The organism is Kutzneria sp. NPDC051319 (genome assembly GCF_040682195.1).
Lineage (GTDB): Bacteria > Actinomycetota > Actinomycetes > Mycobacteriales > Pseudonocardiaceae > Kutzneria.
In genome coordinates this window covers 1-18,609 of sequence record NZ_JBFBAM010000022.1, presented here as the reverse complement: position 1 = coordinate 18,609, position 18,609 = coordinate 1, and the positions used below count along the sequence as shown (strand labels likewise).

Genomic DNA, 18,609 nt, shown 5'->3' with positions numbered 1-18,609 from the left:
TCTACCGCTGGGCCTTCAGCACGTCGACCTCGCAGCCGGGCGCCGACGGGTCGAAGCCGTGCTCGACCAGCCAGCGGATGGCCGTCAAGCTGCGCAACGACCACCACGCGCGGATCACGTCAGGGTCGACGTCGCCGCCGTAGCCGGCGATGACGTCGCCAAGGTGCTCCTCGTGTCCCAGCGTCAGGATGGCGAGGTCGAACAGGGCGTCGCCCTGGGCCGCCTCGGACCAGTCGATCACGCCCGTGACCTCGTCGTCGGCGACGAACACGTGGCAGAGCTGGAGGTCGCCGTGGATGAACGCCGGCGTCCACGGGCGGAGCGCGGCCTCGGCGATCCGCTGGTTGCGGGTGACCAGGTCGGTGGGAAGGACTTCGTTTCCCACGAGCCAGGCGCATTCGACGTCGAGCTCCGTGGCGATCTCGTCATGGCTGCGGCCGGGCCATGGCGGCAGCGGTGCGTCGTGCAGCTTCCGGATGGCGGCGCCGGCCGCTGCCCACGCCGCCGGCGACGCCGTCAACGGCTGGCCGAGGCGGCCGAGTGCTGTGCCGGGCACGGCGGCGATCGCCAGCACGGGCGGCGTGCGCCACAGGACCTCCGGCGTCGGGATCGGCGCCAGGGCCATCGCTTCGACCTCGACGTCGATGCGCGCCTGATCGGCGTCGATCTTGAGGAACACGTCGCCGACGCGCAGGGTCGCACGCTCCTGATGGGCGACGACAACCTCGACCTCTGTCACGCCGGCCAGTATCGCGGCGATGGCCGTCGACGTCGCCCGGTTTATCGCTCAGTGCCGCAGGGGTTGCGCCGGCACGGCCAGCAGGTCATCCCTGAAGTCCACGGCGACAACGCGTGGCCGTCGACGCGCTTCGTACGGTCCGACCCGCGTCCGCCGCCGCCACGCGTGCGCCGACCGCGGCGGCCATACGCAGTTCTACGAATGGTCCGCGCCGTTCGGGCTTGAAAGCCTCTGCTGTGGCAGCGAACCATCGCTGTTCCCGGCGAAAGGACCACGTAGGTGTCTCGACTGAGACGACTGGGTTTGCTCACCTTGCCATTGGTGGCGCTGGTGCTCGGCCTGACGGCCGCGCCCGCCAGTGCCGACACGGACTGGTACCAGTTCTCGAGCAAGTGGAGCGGCAAGTGCATGGATCTGCGTGATCAGGAGGCGAACAGCGCCACCCCGCACGTCCAGCAGTGGTCGTGCAAGAACAACGTCTCCAACCAACTGTGGTCGCCGGTGCTGCAGACCAACGGCACCGTCCAGCTGGTCAACAGCCGCACCGGCAAGTGCCTGAGCGTGGACGGCCATGCCGACTTCGCGGGCGCGCTGATCGTGACGGCGTCGTGCTTCACCGCCGACGCCTGGCAGCAGTGGCGCTTCCAGACCAACCCGTTCCCCAACGCGACCGGCTCGGCCTGGCTGGTGAACTCCCACAGCGGCAAATGCGTCGAGCTGCCCGGCTGGAACACCGACGACGGCCTGCTGCTGGCCCAGTCCGACTGCGTCGGCGGCTGGAAGCAGTACTGGGACATCATCGCCCACTGACCCTGTCCGGGGCCGGCCGCGCGCGGCCGGCCCCGCTCTGTCAGCGGCGCAACGCCTCCCGCTTGACCCAGCCCACCACAGCCGTGACGACGAACAGCACGGCCCCGAGGACCAGCAGCCAGACCAGGCCCTTCACCACGGCGCCGACCACGGCGCAGACAAGCCAAATCACCAGCAGCAGGCCGATCACAGCAAGCATCACGCACCTCCGGGGGCGTAAGAGAATCCTGACCCTCCATACCCGCTGGACGCCCTCGTCAAACCGGGCTGGACACTCCGCTCCACACCGCCGGCCGGTTCCCAGATGCTCCACGGCACGGCCTGACCAGGACCGCCCGCTTGCATCGGTTTGTCGCCGGCGAAGTCCATCGGCGTGCGCACTCCCTCACGTCGGCGCCGGTCACTGCGAGACCGCCACGAATGTCCGCACGCCCGGTGGAGGCTGCCCTCGATCACCTGGACGGCGTACGCGGGAGCTGAGCGGCGTCACGCCGTGTCTACACTGCGGCAGGTGCATGATCACGGCCGTCCGAGCATCGTTCCCCAGCGTTACCGGCATCTGTTGCACCCCAGGCACGACGGCACACCCGGCCCGTCGGCCGAGGTCGACACGGCGGCCGTCGAGCGGGCCCGGCAACTGCTGCGGGATAGGCAATCCGTGCTCGACCGTGTGCTCGCCTCCCCATACAGCGAACCCGATCTGGTAGCGGCAGTGAAGGCGCAGACTCCGCTCGGGTCGGCGGCGGTCGCCACCGTGGTGCACCTGGGCGAGAACTTGCCTGGGCTGGCCGACATGTGGATGGCGGAACACGGCATCGTGCACGCGGCGGTCGCCGCGGCCGAGCTCGGCGGGCTGGAGATGAGCCACCAGATGCTGCGGCGCGGCGACCCGGCGCGGCCGCCGTGGGACCGGCAGAACGCGTACTGGATCGAACCCGTCATCTACCGGGTGCGTGCCCTGCTCAGCGCGGTCAGCGAGGACGACCATCGGGCAGCGGAGCAGGCCCTGGCCGAGTGCCGCGCCACGATCGGGTCCCGGCTGATCGTCACGTACCTGATGCCGCACCGCGAGGACTGGGTGCAGCAGAGCCTCGACGAGGCCATCGACGACCGTTTCAGCGCCCACACCCCGCGCGCGACCTTCCTGCTGTGTTCGCTGGCCACCATCGACCAATTCGAGCGTGTGCTGCGGGACGACCGGTTCGCCGCACACGACCGGCGAGGACTGTGGGATGCCGGTGCCGTGTGGACACTCGTCGACCAGATCGGGGCCGAAGCCGTGCCCCTGCTCGTCAAGTCGTTCGACGAATCCCTGTACGACACGGGAAACCGCGCGGTCCTGGACGTCCTCGCCGCCGTGGACACCGATCAGGCGTTCCAGGCGTTGCTGACCCGCTTCAAGCCGGAGTACCGCGCCCTGATCGGCGAGGCCATCGACCGGTTCCCGGCCAACTCGATCACGCGGCTGGCGGCGATCGCGGCCCGGCCGTCGAGCACGGCTGTCAACGCGAAGCAGTTCCTCGCGGAGCAGCGGCTGGCCCGTCCCGACCTCGTCGCCGAGATCGTGGGCGCGCAGGTGCGGGTCGCCGAAGCCGACGACGCTGGCCTGCCTTCGCTGCTGGTCGAGCCGCCATGGACCCGAGCCAGGCGAAAGACGGTCAAGCCCAAGGTCATCGCCGGCCTCACGCCCACCGTCGCGCCGACCGTGGCCTGGCAACCCGGCCAACGCGAGGAGTGGTTGAACCCCAAGAACAACTGGCGCTGGGAGCACTTCGCCGACCGGGACGCGGAGGGCTGGGCGGCCATCGCCACCGAGCTGCACGGTCACGACAGCGACAGCCGGCACGACAGCGACAGCCGGCTGATGCTGACCATGCTGAGCATGGGGCCGGTGGAACTGGCCCGACCGTTCCTCGAACGGTGGCAGCCCACCGTGTTCTGGCGCATCGGGGACGACGAGCTCCGCGCGATGGTCGCCCGCTTCGGCACGGAGGCGCTCCCCCAGCTGCTCGGCATCCTCCGGTACAAGTCGGACTGCGTGGACGTGCTTTTCCCGCTCCTGCACGAGGATCTGGCAAGGGTGATGGCGAAGTGGGTGGCCACCGCGCGCACGTTGCGGCCGGTCGCCCTGCGGTGGTTCGCGCTGCACGGTGTGCCCGCCGTCGCGCTGGTGGTGCCGGATGCGGTGGGCAAGGCCGGGGTGACGCGACGGAACGCCGAGGCGGCGTTGCGGGCGCTGGAGCCCGAGATTGTCCTTGCGGCGGCGCGGAGTTACGGCGGCGAGGTGACGGCGGCGGTCGAAGCGATCCTGGCCGTCGACCCGATCGACATCGTGCCGAAGACGGTGCCGACGCCGGGCCCGTGGGCCGATCCGGCGCTGCTGCCGCAGATCCTGCTCGCCGACGGCGGGCTCGCTTTGCCGGCCGAGGCGACGAAGCACGTGCTGACGATGTACGCGCTGTCCACTGTGGATCAGCCGTACGCCGGCCTTGACGTGGTCGGCGAGATCTGCGATCCGGCCTCGCTGTCGGCCTTCGTGGTGGAGACGTTCCGGCGCTGGGTCTTCGTCGGCATGCCGATCGAGGACACGTGGGCGATGACGGCGCTGGCCCTGCACGGCGGTGACGACGGGGCGCGGGTGCTGACGCCGTTGATCATGGCGTGGTCCGGCACGGACGGGTACGCCCGCGCGGTTCGCGGCGTGGAGGTGTTGGCGCGCATCGGAACCGACATGGCGTTGGTCCACCTCCAGGGCCTTTCACGCAGCGGCCAGTACGCCAAGCGCAAGAAGCTCGCCCTGCGCAAGCTCAACGAGGTGGCCGCCGACCGCGGCCTGAGCGCCGACGAGCTGGCCGACCGCCTCGTCCCCGATTTCGGGCTGGACGAGGCCGGCACGATGACGTTGGACTACGGGCCGCGCCAGTTCACCGTGGGCTTCGACCACCAGCTCAAGCCGTTCGTGCTGGCCGCCGACGGCAAGGTGCTCAAGTCGCTGCCCAAGCCGTTGGCGAGCGACGACGAAACCCAGGCGGCACAGGCTCGGGCCCAGCATGCCGGCCTCACCAAGGATGTCCGCACGGTGTCCGGCGCGCTGATCAAGCGGCTGCGGTCGGCCATGCGCCACCAGCGCAGCTGGACGCTGGAGACGTTCCAGCAGCTGTTCGTGCACCACCCGCTGGTGTGGCACATCGCGCGGCGGCTGGTGTGGCTGGGCGGGGACACCACGTTCCGGCTGGCCGAGGACCGCACCTTCGCCGACGTCAACGACGACCAGGTGACGCTGCCGCCCGGCGCCACCGTGCGGGTGGCCCATCCCGCGCTGCTGGAGCCGCAGTGGGGCGAGGTGTTCGCCGATTACGAGATCCTGCAACCCTTCCACCAGCTGAACTACCCCGTGTTCCGTTATGTCGGGGATGCGACGTTCAGCAAGTTCGTCGGCGCGCACGCGTCGATCTCGAAGGTGGAAGCCTTGCAGTACCAGGGATGGGACCGGGAAGGCGCGCGAGCCGTGCTCCCGTTGCCGGCGGGCGGGGCCGTCGTCGTCGACTTCGGTCCGGGTGTCGTGCAGCTGGCCGGCGAGTACTTCCATGTCATCGACGGGATTTCGATCGACGGCCGGGAGTTCGCCGACCTGGACCCGGTGACCATGTCCGAGCTGCTGGCCGATCTGGAGGGCCTGACCGAGAAGTGAGACCGGTTCGCTCATGAGGATCCGCGGGCCCGCCGAATATACAAGATGTGGCTGTTCCCGGTGCCGCTGATCGTCGCCGTCCTCGGCTGGAGATCAAGGAGATCAAGGAGGAGTTCCTCACGGCGTCGACACCCTGAGCAGTTCGCCGAAGCCCATGCGGGTGACAAAGCGTTGCTGCGCCTCGAACATCACCTCGTTCACCGCCTCCACGCCGGCGTCGGTGAAGTCGACGACGGCGCGGTGCGGGCGGGTGCCGGCGGGCAGGGCGAGGATGCGGGCAATCTCGGCGGCGACGGCGCGGGGGTGGGCGTCGACGCCGGCCGGGAACAGGGACTCGGTGGCTTCGCCGTAGCGCGCCACCAACGGGTCCAGCTTGGTGTAGGCCCGGTTCCGTTCCTCGTCGCCGGCATGGCCGGCCTGGGCGAAGTGCTCGGTGCCGACGGTGAACGGTCCGGGCATCACGACGCAGGTCTCGATGCCGAACTGGCCGACCTCGTAGGCGGTGGTCACGGCCAGAGAGTCGGCGGCGACCTTCGAGGCCGCGTAGGGACCCAGGAACGGCGGCGCCACAACGGAAGTGGTGCTGCCGACGTAGAGCAGCGTGCCCGAACCACGGGCCCGCATGTGCGGGAGGACCGCGCGGTTGACCCGCTGGACGCCGAGCACGTTGATGTCGAACAGGTGCTCGATGTCTTCGGGCGTAAAGGCTTCCGCATAGCCGACGGAGAGGTGCCCGGCGTTGTGCACGACGGTGTCGAGCCGGCCGGCCTCGCCGAGGATCGTGGCGACGGCCGCGTCGATCGAGGATTCGGACTGAACATCGAGCTCCACCACGCGCAGCTCCTGGCCCTCGCGGTGGCCCAGGTTGATCAGTTCACGGGTGCGGACGGCGCCAGCCCCGGCGACGTCGCGCATGCTGGCGTAGACGGTGTGCCCGTCGGCAGCGAGGGCGCGGGCGGTCAGGTTGCCGATGCCGGTCGCGGCACCGGTGATCAGGACGACAGAGGACATGGTTGTTCTCCAACACGAACGGGGAAATGAGTCAGGCGTCGAAGGTCTGCTCGCCCAGCACGTCGAGGAACTCGAAGTGGGCGGCGGTGGCCGAGCCCGGCTGCGGACGGAAGACCACCAGGCGGTGCCCGGTGGCGCTGCTGAGGACGATGTCGCACTGCACGTCGAGCGGACCGGCGTGCGGGTGGACCAGCTGCTTGCGGGCCGACCGGAGCGGCTCGACGGCCATGGCGGCCCAGTACCGGCTGAACTCCGGGCTGGCGGCCAGCAGGTCGGTGACGAGGCGGTCGGCGTCGGCCCCACGGCGCGCGGCGGCGGCACGAAGATCGGCGGCATAGGCCCGCCCGACCGCCTCGTGTTCCCCGGCGATGTTCAGCGACCGCGAGGCCGGATCCGTGAACCACCGCCAGGTCACGTTGCCGGCGCGGTCGTCGCCGATCTGCCACGAGCCGATCAGGGCCTGGCTGAGCCGGTTCTGCGCGACCACGGTCGTGAGGTCGTCGATGACGTGGGCGGGCACCGTGGTCAGCGCGTCGAGCAGGAACATCAGCGCCGGGTCGACATAGCCGCCGGTGGCCCCGGTGAGCGGCGGTGAGAAGCCCGCGAGCCGGTAGAGGTGGTCGCGCTCGTCGACGGAGAGCCGCAGCGCGCGGGCCAGACCGGCCAGCATGGCCTGGGACGGGTGGGCGTTGCGGGACTGCTCCAGCCGCTCGTAGTAGTCGACGGAGACGTTGGCCAGCATCGCCACCTCGGACCGCCGGAGTCCGGGCGTGCGGCGGCGGCCGCCGGCCGGCAGCCCGACGTCGGCCGGCCGCAGCGCCTCGCGGCGGGCCCGCAGGAAGCTCCCCACGTCGTTGTGTCTCATGGCCGGTTACTCCTGGATGGCCTGCATCGCCGCTGGCACGTACCGCTCGCCCGCCACCTCGCCGGCCGGGATCGCCTCGGCGAGCTCGGCCACCGTCGCGGCGTCCACGGCCAGCGTCGCCGCGGCGACGTTCTCCTCCAAGTAGGCGCGCCGCTTGGTGCCGGGAATCGCCGTCACGCCCTGGGCCAGCACCCAGGCCAACGCCAGCTGCCCGGCCGTGACGCCGCGCCGCTCGGCGATCGCCCGCACCCGGTCGGCCAGCACGAGGTTGTGGGCGAAGTTCTCGCCGCTGAACCGGGGCGCGGTGCGGCGCCAGTCGTTCTCGGGCAGGCTTTCCAGCGAGCGCAGCTCGCCGGTGAGGAATCCTCGGCCGAGCGGGGCGTAGGCGACCAGCCCGATGCCCAGCTCACGCACGGTGTCGAGCACGCCATTGGCTTCCACCGTCCTGGTGAACAGCGAGTATTCGGTCTGCACGGCCGACAGCGGCGCCGCGTCGTGAGCGGCACGGATGGTGTCGGCCGAAGCCTCGCTGATGCCCAGGTAGCGCACCTTGCCCTCGGCCACCAGCTCGGCCAGCGCGCCGAAGGTCTCGGCCACCGGAACGTTGGGGTCGACCCGGTGCTGGTAGCACAGGTCGATGCGATCGGTGCCGAGCCGCCGCAACGAGCCTTCGACCGCTTGCCGCACGTAGTCGGGGCGGCCGTTCGGGCCGCCGACGATCTTGCCGGTCTCGTCGAGCGTGACCCCGCCGAACTTGGTCGCGAGCACCACTCGGTCCCGGTGCGGGGCGACCGCGCGCCCGAGCAGCTCCTCGCCCGTGAACGGGCCGTACATGTCGGCGGTGTCGAACAGGGTGACCCCCAGCTCGATCGCCCGGTGGATGGTGTCGACCGACTCGGCGTCGTTCGGGGTGCCGTACATGGCCGTCATCCCCATGGTGCCCAGGCCTTCGACCGACGTCGTCAAGCCCTGGCTGCCGACCTGGTGCGTCCTGATGCCCATCCGCTGACCTCCTGTCCGGCGGCCGTTCGCCACCGCCCGGTCAGCGTGCGCCGGCGTCTGAGACGGGTGAACGCCCGACCTAGCCCCGTCTTGCGAGGACGACGCTGGGCGAGGCGCCCACGGCCCGGATCGGGTGCTTGTCGGCCCCTGTTCCAGCAGGTCAACCGCGTCGTAGCCGAGCGGCAGGTGGACGCAGGCCTTCGACCGGCGGCTGCCCTGCTACGTTTCGCCGGTGATCGAAATTCGACGCCTGTTCCAGGGGTTCGGCAAGACCAGGGCCTACGCCGCCATCGGCCGGGTGCTGGCGCCGATGGACCGGGCCCTGCTGCGCGCCACCAACGGCAAGGTCGGAGTGGGCACCGCCCTCGGCGTGCGCACGCTGCTGCTGACCACCACCGGCCGGCAGAGCGGGGTGGCCCGGCAGGTTCCGCTGGTCTACGTGCGTCACGGCAAGGGTTTCTTGGTCGTGGGCTCGAACTGGGGCGGCGAGCAGCACCCGGCGTGGACCGGCAACCTCCTCACCGACGCGGACGCGACGGCGGCCATCGGCGGACGGACCGTTCCCGTGCGCGGGCGGCTGCTCGACGGCGACGAGCGGGAGCGGGCGTGGCTGGACGTCGTGGCCTACTGGCCGGCCTACGACACGTACAAGAGCCGTGCCGGGCACCGCGAGATCCGGCTTTTCCTGTTGGAGCCGCGATAACGGGCGTCGGCACTGTCACAACCCGGCGGTCCGTCCGGTCGTAGCGGCATCCGCAGCGAAGGGACCCCGATGGCCGACCGCGACAACACCGACGCACCGCGACCCGACGAGGTTGAGGAGCGCATCCACCGGTTCGTGGCCGAGGTCATCCGGGTCGCCGGTGTGCTCGACGACCCGCCCGGTGATCACGAGCACAGAACAGGTACGACCGATACCTCTTTTGGCTAGCCTGGCCGCGTGCACCTCAGCCGAGCCACCGACATCGCCCTGCGGATCCTGATGTTGGCGGCCGCCCAGCGCCGGCAGTTGACGATCGACGAGCTCGCCGCGGCCCTCAACGTGCCGCGCAACCACGTCGCCAAGGTCGTCCAGCGACTGCAGCGCCCCGGCTGGCTGACCACGACGCGCGGTCGCGGCGGCGGCATCTCGCTGCCCGACGCCACCCTGCGGACCACCGTCGGTCGCATCGTGCGCGACTTCGAGGGAACGGCCGAGGTCGTCGACTGCGAGTCGCCACCGTGCCCGCTGAGCGCGGCCTGCCGGCTGCGCGGCGCGCTGCGCACGGCGCAGGAGGCCTTCTTCGCCTCCCTCGACGAGGTGGTCCTGCAGGACCTGATCGCGCCGCCAACGGGCGCCACTCTGCTGTCACTCACCTAGGGGTACGACGATGCTGTCCTCGTCATCGGCCACGATCGTGGCCGCGACGCTGCCTGCCGTCCGCGCGGCGGCGGTCGACATCAGCACCACCTTCTACGCCGGCATGTTCGCCGAGCACCCGGCGCTGCTGGACCTGTTCAACCGCGGCAACCAGGCCAACGGCGACCAGCAGCGGGCCCTGGCCGGCGCGGTCATCGCCTACGCGGAAAGCCTGCTCGACGGCGTGGACGTCGACCCGGTCGTGCGGCGCATCGCGCACAAGCACGCCTCGCTGGGCATCCGGCCCGAGCAGTACACCATCGTCGGGCGGCACCTGCTGTCGGCGGTGGCCCGTGTCCTGGGGCCGGCGGTGACGCCGGCGGTGGAAACCGCCTGGGACGAGGTCTTCTGGCTGTTCGCCGTCCGGCTCATCGCCGCCGAAACCCGCCTGAGCCAACAGCAGGGCGTCGATCCGGCCCAGCCGCTGGAGCCGTGGCGGGTCGTCGGCAAGTACGCCGAGGCGCACGACGCGGTGTCGTTGTTGCTGGCGCCGGAATCCGGCGGCGTGCCCGAGCACCGACCCGGTCAGTACGTCACCGTCGCGGTCGACCTGCCCGGCGCGGGAAGACAGGCCCGTCAGTACACGATTTCCCATGGCCCGGGGCATTCCGCGCTGCGCATCACGGTCCGCCCGGTGCGTGGCACTCCCGACGGGCTGGTGTCGGGCCACATCGCGGATCGGCTGACCGTCGGCGACACCGTCGCCGTGAGCCGGCCGTTCGGCGATCTCACGCTGGATGACGACATGACCCCGGTGCTCCTGGTCAGCGCCGGCATCGGCATCACGCCCATGGCGGCGATGATCGAGCACATCGCGAAGGAGCAGCCGCTGCGCCCGGTCGTGGCCGTGCACGCCGAGCGCGAACCAGGCCGGCACGCGCTGCACGGGCACATGGTGCGGCACGGCGCCCGGCTGCATTCCTTCGAGCACATCAGGTACTACGAGTACGAGGCCGGCCCGAACGCCCGCGCGGGTCTGGTCCGGCCGGACGAGGTCCCCATCCCGGCCGGCGCGTCGGCCTACCTGTGCGGCCCGCTGCCGTTCATGCGTGACGTCCGCGCTTCGTTGCTGCGTAGGGGAATGCCGGCCGAGCGCGTGAACTTCGAGGTGTTCGGGGCCGACCTGTGGTCCACCGACGCGGACCGCCTGCCCAGCGGCGACCAGGCTCCCGTCGGCTGACCTGGCACGGCCGGTGCGCAGTGGTGCGCACCGGCCGTGTCAATACAGTGTCGGCAGGAGGTGCGGCCTGATGACCTTGGAGTTCCCGACCCCGTCGACGGCACGGGAGCGGCTGCGTCGGCTCGGTGTGCCGGAGGCCGACGTCGAGCCGGCCGTCGAGGCGATGGCGGTCATGGAGCAGTCCCCCGAGCTGAGGGCTTCGTTGGCTCGCCGGCATCAGGAGCTGTTCGCCGACGCGTACCCGGCCGACTGGCCGGTTCTGCCGCCGGACGCCGTCGGCCGCTACTTCTACCTGATCCTGTTCATGCTGGCCGTTCCCACCGCCCTGAAGCGCCTCCAGGATGTCTCGGACACCGTCCTCCAGGACACCTTGGCCGATGTCGGCGCCAAGGCCCTGTCCTACCGGCTGGGCCACGGCGTCGGCGGCCTCGACGAGCAGAACTGGCTGGTCCGGCACTTCCGCGGCCTCCTGTTCCGCCTGGGCCGGCTGCAGTTCGAGCCCACCACGATGCCGGCCGACGGTCCCGAGGCCGGACAACGTGTGCTGGACGTGCACATCGCCGCCGACGGCCCCCTCACGCCGGCCCTGGTCAGCGCTTCGCTGAAGGAAGCCGCGGAGTTCTTCCCGCACTACCGCCACGCGATCTGCCGGTCCTGGCTGCTGGATCCGCAGCTGGGCGAGTACCTGCCGGCCGAGGCCAACATCATCCGGTTCCAGCGCCGGTTCCAGCTGTTCGGGCCGGCCGAGGAGAGCGACGCGGACGTCCTCTACTTCGTGTTCAACGCGCCTAAGGACGTCGTCACCGATCTCGACTCGCTGCCACAGCAGAGCACCCTGCAACGCGCGATCGTCTCCCACCTGAAGGCCGGCCGGCACTGGCAGCTGCGTTCCGGCTGGCTTCCCTTGTCCTGAAACAGAACCAGGAGTCGCGGATGCGCATCGCCGAAGCACGGGTCGTCGTCACCTGCCCCGACCGGAACTTCGTCACCCTGAAGCTGGTCACCGACGACGGCCTGACCGGTGTCGGCGACGCCACCCTCAACGGCCGCGAGCTCGCCGTTGCCGCGTACCTGAACGAGCACGTGCTGCCGGTGCTGATCGGGCGCGACGCCGCCAGGATCGAGGACACCTGGCAGTTCCTGTACCGGGGCGCGTACTGGCGGCGCGGGCCGGTCACCATGACGGCCATCGCCGCCGTCGACACCGCGCTGTGGGACATCAAGGGCAAGGCCGCCGGGCTGCCGGTCTACCAACTGCTCGGCGGCCGCTGCCGCGACGGCGTCACGGTGTACGGCCATGCCAACGCCGAGACCGTGGACGACGTGCTCGCCGAGGTCGGACGGTATGTGGACATGGGCTACCGCGCGGTGCGGGTGCAGACCGGAATCCCGGGCCTGGCCAGCACCTACGGGGTCAGCGGCGACAAGATGTTCTACGAGCCGGCCGACGCGGCGCTGCCGAGCGAGAACGTGTGGTCCACGCCGGCCTACCTGAACCACGTGCCGACGGTGTTCGAACGGGTCCGCGCCGAGTTCGGGCCCGGCCTCGCGCTGCTGCACGACGTGCACCACCGGCTGACACCGATCGAAGCGGCCCGGCTCGGGCGCAGCCTGGAGCCGTACGCGCTGACCTGGATGGAGGATCCGGTGCCGGCCGAGCTCCAGGAGGGCTTCCGGCTGATCCGCCGGCACACCACCACGCCCATCGCCGTCGGCGAGGTGTTCAACAGCATCTGGGACTGCCAGCAGCTGATCAGCGAGCAGCTGATCGACTACGTCCGGACGACGGTGGTGCACGCCGGCGGCATCAGCCACCTGCGGCGGATCTTCGATCTGGCCGCGCTGTACCACGTGCGCAGCGGGTCGCACGGCGCCACCGACCTGTCGCCGGTGTGCATGGCCGCCGCGCTGCACGTGGATCTCAGCATCCCGAACTTCGGGCTCCAGGAGTACATGCGGCACACGCCGGCCACCGACGCCGTTTTCCCGCACAGCTACCGGTTCGCCGACGGCTACCTGCATCCCGGCGAGGAGCCGGGGCTGGGCGTGGACATCGACGAGGACCTGGCCGCGCAGTATCCGTACCGCCCGGCGCAGTTGCCGGTGAACCGGCTGGTCGACGGAACGATGCACAACTGGTGAAACGCCTGCTACGACTCGGTTCGTGAGGCGACGATCAACGTGGTGGTCAGCTCGATGTGGGCGGCCAGCGCCGCCACGGCCGCGTCGGCGTCGCCGTCGATGGCGTGCTGCGCGATGGCGGCATGCTCCGCGGCCGGATCCCTTGCCGCGTCCGAGGAATCGATCGCCTCCGACCACCGGCGGTACAGGCGGGCGCTGGTGCGCAACGCGGTGGCGATGGCGTAGAGGCGCGGGCTGCCGCAGCCGGCCAGCAGCACGTCGTGGAACTCCTCGTGGACGACGTCCCACTCCGGCGTGACAGTGGTGGGATCGGCCGGGTCCCGGCGGGGCGTGTTGGCCAGGGTGAAGTGGGCCGCCACCAGCCGGGCACGCCAGGCCATGTCGTCGCGCTCGACGCCTCGGCGCAGGGCCAGGCTCTCGACGTCCATCCGCGTGCGGGTGAGGTCTAGCAGGTCGTCGACGGAGATCGGCGTGACCTGGAAGCCGACCTGCGGGCTGGCCTGCACCAGGCCCTGCTCGGCCAGCCGGCTCAGCACCTCGCGGGTCAGCCCGGCGCTGGCGTCGTAGCGCTGGCACAGCACGGTGAACTTCAGCCGCTCCCCCGGCGCGAAGAGGCCGGTGAGGATGTCGGCCCGCAGCCGGTCGTGCACCTCGTCCGTCCTGGTCTTCGCGCTCGTCGCCACGCCGGACAGGATACCCAACTTCGACATGATCTCAGATTTTCGAAGATAGCTTGACACCTCGAACATTTGGGACCGAGACTTCCGGCCATGACCTCTGTTCTCATCACCGGCGGCGGCACCGGGATCGGCGCCGCCGCGGCCGAGCTGTTCGCCAAGGCCGGGCATCACGTGACCATCACCGGCCGCCGCGCGGACGTGCTGGCGGCCACCGCCGAGCGGCTGGGCGTGGACCACGTCGCGTTCGACGCCGCCGACCCGGCCGCGCTCCAGGCCGCGCTCGACCGGCTGCCGACCAGCGTCGATGTGCTGGTCAACAACGCCGGCGGCAACACCGACCGCCGCCGCCCCGCCGCCGAGCCGGGCGACCTGGCCGGCATCGCCGACGCGTGGCGCGCCAACTTCGAGGCCAACGTACTGACCACGGTCCTGGTCACCGAGGCGCTCAAGCCGCGGCTGGCCGACAACGCCCGCATCGTCACGGTCGGGTCGATCGCCGCCAAGCTGGGATCGGGCTCCTACGGCGCGGCGAAGGCGGCGCTGGAGGCGTGGAACGTCGACACCGCGCGGACTTTGGGCGCCCGGGGCATCACCGCCAACCTCGTGGCACCCGGCGTCACCGTGGACACCGAGTTCTTCGCCGGCACCGCGACGCCGGAGTGGATCGCCAGCCGGGTGTCGGCGGCGTTCAACAAGCGGGCCGGCACCCCGGACGAGGTCGCGGAGACCATCTTCTTCCTCGCCCGGCCCGACTCAGGCCATCTGACCGGGCAGGTCATCCACATCAACGGCGGCGCGTTCACAGCTCGCTGAAGCCCAGTCGCCGTTGGCGCTGACCACCAGGTCGTCCAGCTCCACGACCTTGCCGGACGGCGTGACCGCCGTGATCACGACCGGTTCGCCGGTGGCGCGGTCGGACAGCTGGAAGGGACCGTCGTCCGGCTGCAGATGGGCGTTGCCCCACTGCATCAGCCCGAACACGACCGGCAGCAGCTCCTTGCCGCGGTCGGTGAGGTGGTACTCGTAACGGGTGCGCTCTCCCGGCTCGCGGTAGGGCTGCTTGGCCAGCACCCCGAGCTCGGTCAACCGCTTGAGCCGGGACGACACGATCGCGTCGGTGCTGTGGGTCCGGCGCACGAAGTCGTCTAACCGGGTCGTGCCGTAGAACGCCTCGCGCAGCAGGCCCAGATCATGGCGGACACCGGGGCCCCGGCCGGCCCGATCTCCGGCGGCTGCTTCACCGCCATCGTCTCGCCGTCGGGCCAGCTCCTCGGCTCGCCGATCCGGGACGGCGAGAGGGCGAGGTCGTCGCCGAGCTCGACTTCGCCCTGATCGACCAGCGCAAGCTCCAGATGGACATGCGCCGCCACTACGCCCGGCCCGATCTGCTGAGCCTGGCCGTCGACCGCCGTCCGGTGCAACACGTGCACTCACAAGCTGATCTCGTGAGGGGCTGACACCGGGCCCGTTCTCGGTACAGTGCGAGGCATGCTGGCGAGCCCCGACGACGCGGTCCGGCGCCATGCCCGGGCCTGACACGCCGACCGTCACCGACCTGTTGCTGGCCCGGGCGGAGGATGATCGACCGGGCCTGCGGTTCGAGGACAGCACCTGGTCCTGGGCCGACCACATCCGGTGCGGGGCCGCCTACGCGGCGGCCCTCGCCGCGCTGCGGCGGCCCGGAGTGCCTTTCCACATCGGCATTCTCGCCGACAACGTGCCCGAGTTCTCCTTCGCGCTGGCCGGCGCCGCGTTCGCCGGGGCCGTCCTGGTCGGGCTGAACCCGACCCGGCGCGGCGAGGCCCTGGCCCGGGACGTGCGGCTGGCCGACTGCCAACTGATCCTCACCGAGGAACGGCATTCGGACCTGCTGACCGGGTTGGATCTCGGCTTCGGACCCGACCGGATCGTCGATCTGCACTCCCCCGCCTGGCTGGACATCGTTGCCGCGCATGCGAATGCACCACTGGAGCCGGTGGCCGCCACCCCCGACGACCTGCTGATGCTGATCTTCACGTCCGGCACCAGCGGCGACCCCAAGGCGGTGCGCTGCACGCACGGCAAGATCGCGTTCCCCGGCTGGATGCTGGCCGACCGGTTCGGACTGTCCACATCGGACACCGTCTACCTGTCGATGCCGATGTTCCACTCCAACGCCGTCATGGCCGGCTGGTCGGTCGGGCTGGCCGCCGGCGCCACCCTCGCGCTGCGCCGCCGGTTCTCCGCCTCCGGCTTCCTGGGCGACGTGCGCGCCTTCGGCGCCACCTACGCCAACTACGTCGGCCGTCCGCTGTCCTACGTGCTCGCCACTCCGGCCCGCTCCGACGACGCCGACAATCCCTTGCGCGTCGTCTACGGCAACGAGGGCGCCGAGGCCGACATCGCCCGCTTCGCCGAGCGGTTCGACTGCCGCGTGGTCGACGGCTTCGGCTCGACCGAGGGCGGCGTGGCCATCGCCCGCGACCCCGGCACCCCGCCCGGGGCGCTCGGCCGGCTCACCGACGGCACCGTTGTCCTCCACCAGGACACCGGAACCCCTTGCCCACCAGCCGAATTCGACTCCGACGGCCGGCTGCGCAACCCCGAGCAGGCCATCGGCGAACTGGTCAACACCGCCGGCTCCGGCTGGTTCGCCGGTTACTACGGCGATCCCGCGGCGACCTCGGACCGGCTGCGCAACGGTTGGTATCACAGCGGCGATCTCGGCTACGTCGACCGGGACGGCTACTGCCACTTCGTCGGCCGCACCGGCGACTGGCTCCGGGTCGACGGCGAGAACCTCGGCACCGCCCCGATCGAGCGGATCATCGCCCGGCATCCCGACGTCGCCGAGGTCGCCGTCTACGGCGTGCCCGACCCCTCGGTCGGCGACCAGGTCGTGGCCGCCCTGGTCCTTCGCCCCGGCGTCGCCTTCGATCCCGGCGCCTTCGCCAAGTTCCTCGCCGCGCAGCCCGACCTCGGCCCCAAGCAGCTGCCCCGCTACGTCCGCATCGCCTCTGTCCTGCCCCGCACCGCCACCTACAAGGTCGTGAAGCGCACGCTGTCCGCCCAGGGCCTCGCCTTCGCCGGCGACCCGACCTGGCACCGCCCGGATGCTGCCTTGGACTTCACCCCGCTGACCCGGTGATGCGCTTGGAAGGGGGCTTTCCTCTACTCGGAGTGGAGGAAAGCCCCCTTCCCACACTGAATATTTTTCACTTCAGGTGGCGGTGACGGCCGGGGGTGGTGCCGACGAGCTTGGCGAAGGCGGCGATGAAGTGGCTGGGGTTGGCCCAGCCGCAGGCGTGGGCGACGTGCGTGGTGTCGTGGCCGTCGGCGAGCAGGACGAGGGCGTGGTAGACGCGCAGCTGGGTGCGCCACTCGTAGAAGGTCATGCCGAGTTCGGTGTGGAACAGGCGGCTGAGGGTGCGGGCGCTGGCGCCGATGGACCGCCCGAGTTCGGCCAGCGCGGAGTTGTCCGCCGGGTGTTCGCGCAGCAGACGGGCGACGGCGCGCAGGCGGTCGTCGACGGGTTCCGGCAGCTGCAAGGGCTGCTCGGGTGCCTCGTGGAGTTCGTCGACGAGCACCCGACGGAGCCGGGCGCGGGCGGCGGGGTCGAGGGGCCGGGTGGCCGGGTCGTAGTTGCGCGGGCCGGTGAGGACGAGCAGGACTTCGCGGGCGAGGTCGGAGGCCGTGAAGACCGCGGGATGGTCGGGCACCAGCCGGGCGAGTGACGGCGGCAGGAACACGATCCGCATGTCGGTGTCACCGTGCGCACGATGGTGGTGTTCGCACCCAGCCGGGGTCCACGCGACCCGGTTCGCGGGAACGATCGAGGTGCCCCACGAGGTGTGCACCGACAACACGCCACGGGCCGCGTACACGAGGTGTCCCTGGGCATGGGACTGAGCCCTGCTCGCTCCCCCGGACGGCCAAAAGTGCGCCCCTCCGGAGGGCCAGACGTGCGACGCCGCGATTTGGCGGCCGATGGGCATAGCTTGGCATTATATCGGTGGCCGGCCAGACCAGCCCGAGACGACAGTGCAGGCATGGGTACGACGATGCGTGCGGTGGTCTGTGTCCGGGCCGGTGGCCCGGAGGTGTTGGAGGTCCAGCGGGTGCCGGTGCCGGCGGTCCGGGAGGGCTGGAGCCTGGTCCGGGTACGCGGCGCGGGCCTGAACCGGTCCGAGCTGAGGACCCGCCAGGGGCACTCGCCGAACGTCGTGTTCCCGCGCGTGCTGGGCATCGAGTGCGTGGGAACCGTTGCGGCTTCTACCGATCCGCGGCTGCCGGAGGGAATCTCCGTCGCGGCGGTGATGGGCGAGATGGGTCGGGCCTTCGACGGTGGCTACGCCGAGTACGTGTTGTTGCCCAACGACCTCCTGATGCCGGTCACGACGACGTTGCCGTGGGACGTCCTGGCCGCATTGCCCGAGACCTACCTGACCGCGCGGGGCGCGCTGGATGCGTTGGGGGCCAAGGCCGGTCGGCTACTGATCCGCGGCGGCACCTCGTCGGTTGGCATGGCGGCCGCATCGATCGCCGCCGGTCACGGCCTCGAAATCGCCGCCACCACCCGCCGTACGGACAAGATCTCCGCGCTCACCGCCGCCGGCGTCCACCACGCGCTCCTCGACACCGACACAGTGCGCTCGATCTGGCCCGAAGGCCCGGACTACGTCCTGGATCTGATCGGGGCGGACACGGCGGTCGACTCGCTGCACCTGGTCCGTCGCGGCGGGACGGTGTGCGTGGCGGGTTCGCTCAGCGGCTGGCTGATCCCGAATCTCGAACCGATCGCCATGATCCCGTCGGGCACCAAACTCACCGCCTTCCACAGCGACAACCTCCGCGGCAGCGCGGGCACCGCCGTGTTGCAGCGAGTGATCCACGAGGTCGAGGCCGGCGCCTATCGCCCCAACATCGACCGCGTCGTCGGCCTGGACAGCATCGTCTCGGCCCACCGGCACATGGAGGACAACGCCGCCGCCGGCAAACTCGTGCTGGTGCCCTAGTTGTACTGACTCGTGAGGTTAGGAACGCGGCTGGCTGGCGGTAGGCCGTTGAGTGCGGTGTGGCCGCGGTGGTGATTGTAGGTGTGGAGCCACCGT

20 protein-coding genes are annotated in these 18,609 nt (G+C 70.8%); 11 read left to right on the top strand and 9 right to left on the bottom strand.

Going from position 1 to position 18,609, the window contains the following annotated elements:
• Position 1: 1 nt before the first annotated feature.
• Positions 2-739 carry a phosphotransferase gene (locus AB0M73_RS22860; RefSeq protein ID WP_363893546.1) on the bottom strand — a complete coding sequence of 246 codons (738 nt, stop codon included), beginning with the start codon at positions 737-739 and terminating at the stop codon, positions 2-4.
• A gap of 279 nt (positions 740-1,018) precedes the next feature.
• On the opposite strand from AB0M73_RS22860, the gene AB0M73_RS22855 reads away from it, so the two are divergent.
• Positions 1,019-1,549 carry an RICIN domain-containing protein gene (locus tag AB0M73_RS22855; RefSeq protein WP_363893544.1) on the top strand — a complete coding sequence of 177 codons (531 nt, stop codon included), beginning with the start codon at positions 1,019-1,021 and terminating at the stop codon, positions 1,547-1,549.
• Positions 1,550-1,589: 40 nt separating this feature from the next.
• Here AB0M73_RS22855 and AB0M73_RS22850 read toward each other — a convergent pair whose 3' ends face one another.
• The gene (locus tag AB0M73_RS22850) at positions 1,590-1,748 is read right to left on the bottom strand and encodes a hypothetical protein (RefSeq protein ID WP_363893541.1); all 159 of its coding nucleotides are present in this window, start codon (positions 1,746-1,748) and stop codon (positions 1,590-1,592) included.
• 312 nt (positions 1,749-2,060) lie between these two features.
• On the opposite strand from AB0M73_RS22850, the gene AB0M73_RS22845 reads away from it, so the two are divergent.
• Positions 2,061-5,240, top strand: coding sequence for a DUF4132 domain-containing protein (locus AB0M73_RS22845; protein ID WP_363893538.1), 3,180 nt, complete (start codon positions 2,061-2,063; stop codon positions 5,238-5,240).
• A gap of 117 nt (positions 5,241-5,357) precedes the next feature.
• Here the strand turns inward: AB0M73_RS22845 and AB0M73_RS22840 are convergent, their stop codons facing one another.
• Genes AB0M73_RS22840 through AB0M73_RS22830 form a run of 3 tightly spaced genes read right to left on the bottom strand, consistent with a single transcriptional unit; the run spans position 5,358 to position 8,118 of the window.
• Positions 5,358-6,251, bottom strand: a complete 894-nt coding sequence (locus tag AB0M73_RS22840) for an SDR family oxidoreductase (protein ID WP_363893535.1) — start codon at positions 6,249-6,251, stop codon at positions 5,358-5,360.
• A gap of 31 nt (positions 6,252-6,282) precedes the next feature.
• Positions 6,283-7,116 (bottom strand): helix-turn-helix transcriptional regulator, encoded by an 834-nt coding sequence (locus tag AB0M73_RS22835; protein ID WP_363893532.1) that lies wholly within the window; start codon positions 7,114-7,116, stop codon positions 6,283-6,285.
• 6 nt (positions 7,117-7,122) lie between these two features.
• Positions 7,123-8,118 (bottom strand): aldo/keto reductase, encoded by a 996-nt coding sequence (locus tag AB0M73_RS22830; RefSeq protein WP_363893529.1) that lies wholly within the window; start codon positions 8,116-8,118, stop codon positions 7,123-7,125.
• A 232-nt stretch (positions 8,119-8,350) separates the two neighbouring features.
• On the opposite strand from AB0M73_RS22830, the gene AB0M73_RS22825 reads away from it, so the two are divergent.
• From AB0M73_RS22825 to manD, 6 genes are all read left to right on the top strand, one after another.
• Entirely contained in the window at positions 8,351-8,821 is a 471-nt protein-coding gene (locus tag AB0M73_RS22825; RefSeq protein ID WP_363893527.1) for a nitroreductase family deazaflavin-dependent oxidoreductase, read from the top strand.
• A 69-nt stretch (positions 8,822-8,890) separates the two neighbouring features.
• Positions 8,891-9,049: a hypothetical protein gene (locus tag AB0M73_RS22820; RefSeq protein ID WP_363893524.1), complete on the top strand. Its 159-nt coding sequence runs from the start codon at positions 8,891-8,893 to the stop codon at positions 9,047-9,049.
• A 9-nt stretch (positions 9,050-9,058) separates the two neighbouring features.
• Complete coding sequence (locus tag AB0M73_RS22815; protein ID WP_363893521.1) at positions 9,059-9,478, top strand: Rrf2 family transcriptional regulator; 420 nt, start codon at positions 9,059-9,061, stop codon at positions 9,476-9,478.
• A 10-nt stretch (positions 9,479-9,488) separates the two neighbouring features.
• On the top strand, positions 9,489-10,697 hold the full coding sequence (locus AB0M73_RS22810; RefSeq protein WP_363893518.1) for a globin domain-containing protein: 1,209 nt from the start codon (positions 9,489-9,491) through the stop codon (positions 10,695-10,697).
• A gap of 70 nt (positions 10,698-10,767) precedes the next feature.
• A complete protein-coding gene (locus AB0M73_RS22805; RefSeq protein WP_363893515.1) occupies positions 10,768-11,610 on the top strand; it encodes an acyltransferase domain-containing protein in 843 nt (280 codons plus the stop codon).
• A gap of 20 nt (positions 11,611-11,630) precedes the next feature.
• Complete coding sequence (gene manD / locus AB0M73_RS22800) at positions 11,631-12,839, top strand: D-mannonate dehydratase ManD (protein WP_363893512.1); 1,209 nt, start codon at positions 11,631-11,633, stop codon at positions 12,837-12,839.
• Positions 12,840-12,847: 8 nt separating this feature from the next.
• Here the strand turns inward: manD and AB0M73_RS22795 are convergent, their stop codons facing one another.
• Positions 12,848-13,549 (bottom strand): FCD domain-containing protein, encoded by a 702-nt coding sequence (locus AB0M73_RS22795; protein WP_363893509.1) that lies wholly within the window; start codon positions 13,547-13,549, stop codon positions 12,848-12,850.
• A 60-nt stretch (positions 13,550-13,609) separates the two neighbouring features.
• On the opposite strand from AB0M73_RS22795, the gene AB0M73_RS22790 reads away from it, so the two are divergent.
• Positions 13,610-14,332 carry an SDR family oxidoreductase gene (locus AB0M73_RS22790; RefSeq protein WP_363893506.1) on the top strand — a complete coding sequence of 241 codons (723 nt, stop codon included), beginning with the start codon at positions 13,610-13,612 and terminating at the stop codon, positions 14,330-14,332.
• On the opposite strand, the gene AB0M73_RS22785 is transcribed toward AB0M73_RS22790, so the two are convergent.
• Together AB0M73_RS22785 and AB0M73_RS22780 are read right to left on the bottom strand one after the other, a co-directional pair.
• On the bottom strand, positions 14,273-14,656 hold the full coding sequence (locus AB0M73_RS22785; RefSeq protein ID WP_363893503.1) for a helix-turn-helix domain-containing protein: 384 nt from the start codon (positions 14,654-14,656) through the stop codon (positions 14,273-14,275). The genes AB0M73_RS22790 and AB0M73_RS22785 overlap by 60 nt on opposite strands.
• A gap of 8 nt (positions 14,657-14,664) precedes the next feature.
• Entirely contained in the window at positions 14,665-14,943 is a 279-nt protein-coding gene (locus AB0M73_RS22780; protein ID WP_363893500.1) for a hypothetical protein, read from the bottom strand.
• A gap of 98 nt (positions 14,944-15,041) precedes the next feature.
• Between AB0M73_RS22780 and AB0M73_RS22775 the strand changes: the two genes are divergently transcribed.
• Positions 15,042-16,646: a long-chain-fatty-acid--CoA ligase gene (locus tag AB0M73_RS22775; RefSeq protein ID WP_363893497.1), complete on the top strand. Its 1,605-nt coding sequence runs from the start codon at positions 15,042-15,044 to the stop codon at positions 16,644-16,646.
• Between the two features lie 67 nt (positions 16,647-16,713).
• Here the strand turns inward: AB0M73_RS22775 and AB0M73_RS22770 are convergent, their stop codons facing one another.
• Complete coding sequence (locus AB0M73_RS22770) at positions 16,714-17,256, bottom strand: AraC family transcriptional regulator (RefSeq protein ID WP_363893494.1); 543 nt, start codon at positions 17,254-17,256, stop codon at positions 16,714-16,716.
• Positions 17,257-17,547: 291 nt separating this feature from the next.
• Between AB0M73_RS22770 and AB0M73_RS22765 the strand changes: the two genes are divergently transcribed.
• The gene (locus AB0M73_RS22765) at positions 17,548-18,513 is read left to right on the top strand and encodes a zinc-binding dehydrogenase (protein ID WP_363893491.1); all 966 of its coding nucleotides are present in this window, start codon (positions 17,548-17,550) and stop codon (positions 18,511-18,513) included.
• Positions 18,514-18,609 lie beyond the last annotated feature (96 nt).